The organism is Chamaesiphon sp. OTE_8_metabat_110, from assembly GCF_031382685.1.
In the GTDB taxonomy this organism is placed as follows: Bacteria; Cyanobacteriota; Cyanobacteriia; order Cyanobacteriales; family Chamaesiphonaceae; genus Chamaesiphon.
This window is the reverse complement of record NZ_JANMZA010000117.1, coordinates 1-4,100: the sequence shown is the minus strand read 5'-3', so window position 1 is coordinate 4,100 and position 4,100 is coordinate 1. Positions and strand designations below refer to the sequence as shown.

6 protein-coding genes and 2 pseudogenes are annotated in these 4,100 nt (G+C 46.7%); 7 read left to right on the top strand and 1 reads right to left on the bottom strand.

Annotated elements, in window-relative coordinates:
• The 3 genes and pseudogenes from RMO52_RS04180 to RMO52_RS04170 all read left to right on the top strand — a co-directional run.
• Positions 1 to 118, top strand: a pseudogene (locus tag RMO52_RS04180) (ISKra4 family transposase); the annotation flags it as partial.
• Positions 119 to 264: 146 nt separating this feature from the next.
• Positions 265 to 528: a hypothetical protein gene (locus RMO52_RS04175; protein WP_309737734.1), complete on the top strand. Its 264-nt coding sequence runs from the start codon at positions 265 to 267 to the stop codon at positions 526 to 528.
• Positions 512 to 841, top strand: coding sequence for a type II toxin-antitoxin system RelE/ParE family toxin (locus RMO52_RS04170; protein WP_310411143.1), 330 nt, complete (start codon positions 512 to 514; stop codon positions 839 to 841). Before RMO52_RS04175 ends, RMO52_RS04170 begins: the two co-directional genes overlap by 17 nt.
• 4 nt (positions 842 to 845) lie before the next feature.
• On the opposite strand, the gene RMO52_RS04165 is transcribed toward RMO52_RS04170, so the two are convergent.
• Positions 846 to 977 (bottom strand): hypothetical protein, encoded by a 132-nt coding sequence (locus RMO52_RS04165; RefSeq protein WP_310411141.1) that lies wholly within the window; start codon positions 975 to 977, stop codon positions 846 to 848.
• A gap of 12 nt (positions 978 to 989) precedes the next feature.
• Here RMO52_RS04165 and chrA point away from each other — a divergent pair, with 12 nt between their 5' ends.
• The 4 genes and pseudogenes from chrA to RMO52_RS04145 all read left to right on the top strand — a co-directional run.
• A complete protein-coding gene (gene chrA, locus RMO52_RS04160; protein WP_310411138.1) occupies positions 990 to 2,147 on the top strand; it encodes a chromate efflux transporter in 1,158 nt (385 codons plus the stop codon).
• Positions 2,148 to 2,232: 85 nt separating this feature from the next.
• On the top strand, positions 2,233 to 2,844 hold the full coding sequence (locus RMO52_RS04155) for a VTT domain-containing protein (RefSeq protein ID WP_310411135.1): 612 nt from the start codon (positions 2,233 to 2,235) through the stop codon (positions 2,842 to 2,844).
• Between the two features lie 384 nt (positions 2,845 to 3,228).
• A complete protein-coding gene (locus RMO52_RS04150) occupies positions 3,229 to 3,783 on the top strand; it encodes a bleomycin hydrolase (RefSeq protein WP_310411132.1) in 555 nt (184 codons plus the stop codon).
• A 77-nt stretch (positions 3,784 to 3,860) separates the two neighbouring features.
• A pseudogene (locus RMO52_RS04145) lies at positions 3,861 to 4,100 on the top strand (bleomycin hydrolase); the annotation flags it as partial.

Below are 4,100 nucleotides of genomic sequence, written 5' to 3'. Positions count from 1 at the left end.
AATTAAACAGATTGACCGTCGCACTAAAATATCTGGGGCACAGTGGAAATTTGAAAATGTTCCTCAAGTACTAGCCCATCGCTGTGCCTACCTTAACAGATTAATTAGCGATCGCTAAATAAAAAGTGGGATGCTCCCTTCGATAAACGACCTGTTTTTTAGTCACGGTTGGGAATCCATCCAAAAAATCATCGATCGACCTAAGACCGTCACTCCCAATATTGCCGTAAAATTAAGTAGACCTGTATCTCCAAATATACTTCCATGTTAGAAACGATCGAAGGCGTATATGAAAACGGGCAAATCCAGATCGATCGGCCACCACAGCATATAGGCGCTCGAACGCAGGTACTGGTAACATTCCTCGATCCAAATAATATCGACCCCGCTAAACTGAGCGAACTTATCGAGCGCATCGAAACGATCGCGGGAATCAGTCAAGGGCTTGAGGAGCTTAACAAGGGTCAAACTCGCCCGATTGGTGATTTCATCCAAGATATGCAGCGCAAATATGACATTCCAGGTTGAGCTAACCCCGATTGCTGAAGCCCAAATCGATCGTACTTATCAATGGTATCGCGAACGGAATTCTGATTTTGCTGACCGATGGTTTCGGAGTTTGATGAACATCATTGCCACCCTCCAAGAAAAACCACAGCGCTGTGGATTGGCGATCGAACATGAAATTTTTCCAGAAGAAGTTCGCCAGCTTTTGCATGGCAAATCTAAAAATGTTTATCGAATTCTATTTGTAATTCGCGATGCCACTGTTTATGTGTTGTACGTGCGACATAGTTCTCAATCACCTCTCACGACTGAGGATATCGAAGATGGGGAATAACTAATTAACCTTTAACTTCTGCCCTTAATAGTTTATCAACTTCTACTACCGTGACGATCGAGAAACAACCTTCGATCGCTGATGAAAAATCTAGTAAACTCAAATGTGCCACTCGATAACATCCTGACTTCCGCATGAAGTCTATTCTATGACCCGCTTACCATCGCATCTGACTGAAGTAGCAGCAGTCTTCTTGAAACTAGGGACGATCGGATTTGGGGGGCCAGCGGCGCATATTGCCATGCTGGAAGCAGAAGTTGTCACCCGAAGACAGTGGATTTCGCAATCGCAATTTTTGGATTTAATTGGGTTGACAAATCTGATTCCGGGGCCGAGTTCGACGCAGGTGGCGATTTATATTGGCTATCTCCGGGCGGGGTGGTGGGGATTGGTACTTGCGGGGGTGTGTTTTATTTTGCCAGCGATGGCGATCGTCTGGGGCTTGGCGATCGGGTACGATCGAGTAGACGATGTGCCCCAAGCGATCGCGACTTTCGCGGGGATTAAGCCAGTAGTCGTCGTCTTAACTCTGCAAGCGACCTGGAAATTAGGTAAATCGGCACTGAAAAATCGCCTCACAGGTGCGGCTGGAGTCGTCGCGATCGGGTTGTTTGGGGTTTTAGGTGTCAACACCTTATTGGTGCTGTTGCTGGCGGGATTTGGGGTGATGCTGGGGCAAAATTGGCGCACGCCCAGACGTAATTTGCCCATCTTATTATTGCCGAGGCTGGAATTACCCGGACTGGCGATTTTGCCAGCACTTACGTCACATCCAGCATGGCTCGACGTCTTCACAGTTTTTCTCAAAATTGGGGCGACGATTTATGGCGGAGGTTATGTATTATTGGCATTTCTCCAGCCAGAATTAGTCGATCGCACTCACTGGCTGACATCCACCCAGCTACTCGATGCGATCGCGATTGGGCAAGTGACACCTGGCCCTTTATTCACGACGGCTACTTTCATCGGGTACCTCCTCGCCGGACATCCAGGTGCGATCGCGGCGACAGTTGGGATTTTTCTACCTAGCTTTGGGTACGTGGCTGTAGTGACTTACTGGGCACCCCGATTGCGACAATCGCTGTGGTTTCGCAGTTGGTTGGATGGCGTTAATGCGGGGGCGTGGGGAGCGATTGCGGTCGTTGCCTATCGACTTGCCGCAGGTACACTATTAGACTGGCAATCGATCTTTATCGCCGCGATCGCGGCTCTGCTAATATGGCGATGGCGAGTCGATCCCCTCTGGCCGATTTGTGGTGGCGCGATCGTCGGTTTGGTGGGACAATTGGCGCAATCTCATCATTAGAACTGCGGCATTTTAGGTCAAAATACAGCCAAGAGCATGATAATTACTAGCAAAATATCAAGTTTGAGTGAGGATTTAATTTAACATGCCTTTCGACCTACATACATTGATTCAGACTTTTGGTTATCCATTGGTATGGAGTATTGTTTTTGCTGAATCAGGGTTATTAGTCGGGTTTTTATTGCCTGGAGATAGCTTGCTATTTGTGGCTGGTTTCTTGTGTTCGTTGCCCAAAACTGGATTAGATATCCAAGTTATGGCTTTTGGCTGTTTTGTGTTTGCAGTTTTAGGTGATAGCGTCGGTTACTATACTGGCAAAAGGTTCGGGCGCAAGTTATTCGATCGAGAAGATTCTAAGTTTTTTAAGAAAAAACATTTAGTTGCAGCCGAAGCCTTCTTCGAGCGCCAAGGTAAAACGGCGCTCATTTTAGCCCGGTTCATGCCATTTGTGCGGACATTCGCGCCAATCGTGGCTGGGATTGCCGCGATGCGCTACAAAACATTTATGCAATACAATGTGGTAGGTGGATTTGCATGGGCGATCGGACTGACTTTACTCGGCTATTTTTTAGGGCGCAGTATTCCCGAAGACCAAATCGATCGCTATTTAATTCCGATTATCTTGGGAATTATGTTCATCTCCCTCGCACCGTCAATTTTTCATATCATCAGAGCCAAACAGCGCAACAAGGGCTAGCAGGTAAGGAAATTGGCTCGATTCCTGGATTCGATCGACAGGGTAGTGCTCCCTAGAGAATGACAGATCGAACCAGACTCCCTCTCTAAACCCCTTACCGAGAAAAACAGGTATCAAGCCTCCCCATAAATGTGGAAATCAAACAAGATTATCGATGGATTCAATCCTTTGTCCTTTGTGAATCGGCAGACGCTACAAAGGACGGGAAAGAGGTAATTAATAATTATTAATTATTAATTATTAATTATTGAACCCTTACCTCTGCCGATCGCCGTAGCTATTGTTACAGATTGTTGAGTTGTTTCTCATAACTGTAGTTTCTGGTGAAGAGATCGGTTTATGATGAACCTCGAAATTGTTCATCAATACCAGGAGAAGCCCACAATGCTTGACTCTTTTTCCAGAGCGGTAGTTACCGCAGATGCTAAGACCGCTGCGATCGGTGGTACCGACCTCAACGCACTCAAAGGCTTCATTGCTGAAGGCAACAAACGCCTAGATGCAGTTAACGCGATCGCCAGCAACGCGAGCTGCGCTGTATCCGACGCTGTAGCTGGGATGATTTGCGAAAACCAAGGTTTGATCCAAGCTGGTGGTAACTGCTACCCCAACCGTCGCATGGCTGCTTGTCTGCGCGATGCTGAAATCATCTTGCGCTATGTAACTTACGCACTTCTAGCTGGTGACGCTTCCGTACTCGACGATCGTTGCCTCAACGGTTTGAAAGAAACTTACGCAGCTTTAGGCGTACCTACACCTTCCACCCTCCGTGCAGTTCAAATCATGAAATCTGCGGCGTTGGCTCACATTAACGACACCAATACCGAAGCTAACGGCGGTAAAAAATTCGTTCAAATGGGCGCATCTAAAGGCGACTGTTCCGCATTAACTTCCGAAGCAGCTTCCTATTTCGATCGCGTAATCTCTGCACTCAGCTAGTAGACGAAAGCTATCGTTACAAGTTGACCGAGCATTGAAACAAACTATCAAAATATTTTTTCTGGAGTTATCCGAACATGAAATCTGTAGTTACCACAGTGATCGCTGCTGCTGATGCGGCTGGTCGTTTCCCTACTTCTTCCGATTTAGAATCCGTACAAGGTAGCATCCAACGCGCTGCTGCACGTTTAGAAGCTGCTGAAAAATTAGCTGCTAACTTAGACAACGTAGCTAAAGAAGCTTACGATGCTTGCATCAAAAAGTATGGCTACTTGAACAACTCTGGTGAAGCTAACGAAACCCAAGTTAAAAAAGAC

What these genes read in the sequence shown, in the direction of transcription:
- RMO52_RS04175 (WP_309737734.1), top strand. Translation starts at nt 265, where the DNA reads ATGTTAGAAACGATCGAAGGCGTATATGAAAACGGGCAAATCCAGATC.
- RMO52_RS04170 (WP_310411143.1), top strand. Translation starts at nt 512, where the DNA reads ATGACATTCCAGGTTGAGCTAACCCCGATTGCTGAAGCCCAAATCGAT.
- RMO52_RS04165 (WP_310411141.1), bottom strand. Translation starts at nt 977, where the DNA reads ATGCGGAAGTCAGGATGTTATCGAGTGGCACATTTGAGTTTACTAGAT.
- chrA (WP_310411138.1), top strand. Translation starts at nt 990, where the DNA reads ATGACCCGCTTACCATCGCATCTGACTGAAGTAGCAGCAGTCTTCTTG.
- RMO52_RS04155 (WP_310411135.1), top strand. Translation starts at nt 2,233, where the DNA reads ATGCCTTTCGACCTACATACATTGATTCAGACTTTTGGTTATCCATTG.
- RMO52_RS04150 (WP_310411132.1), top strand. Translation starts at nt 3,229, where the DNA reads ATGCTTGACTCTTTTTCCAGAGCGGTAGTTACCGCAGATGCTAAGACC.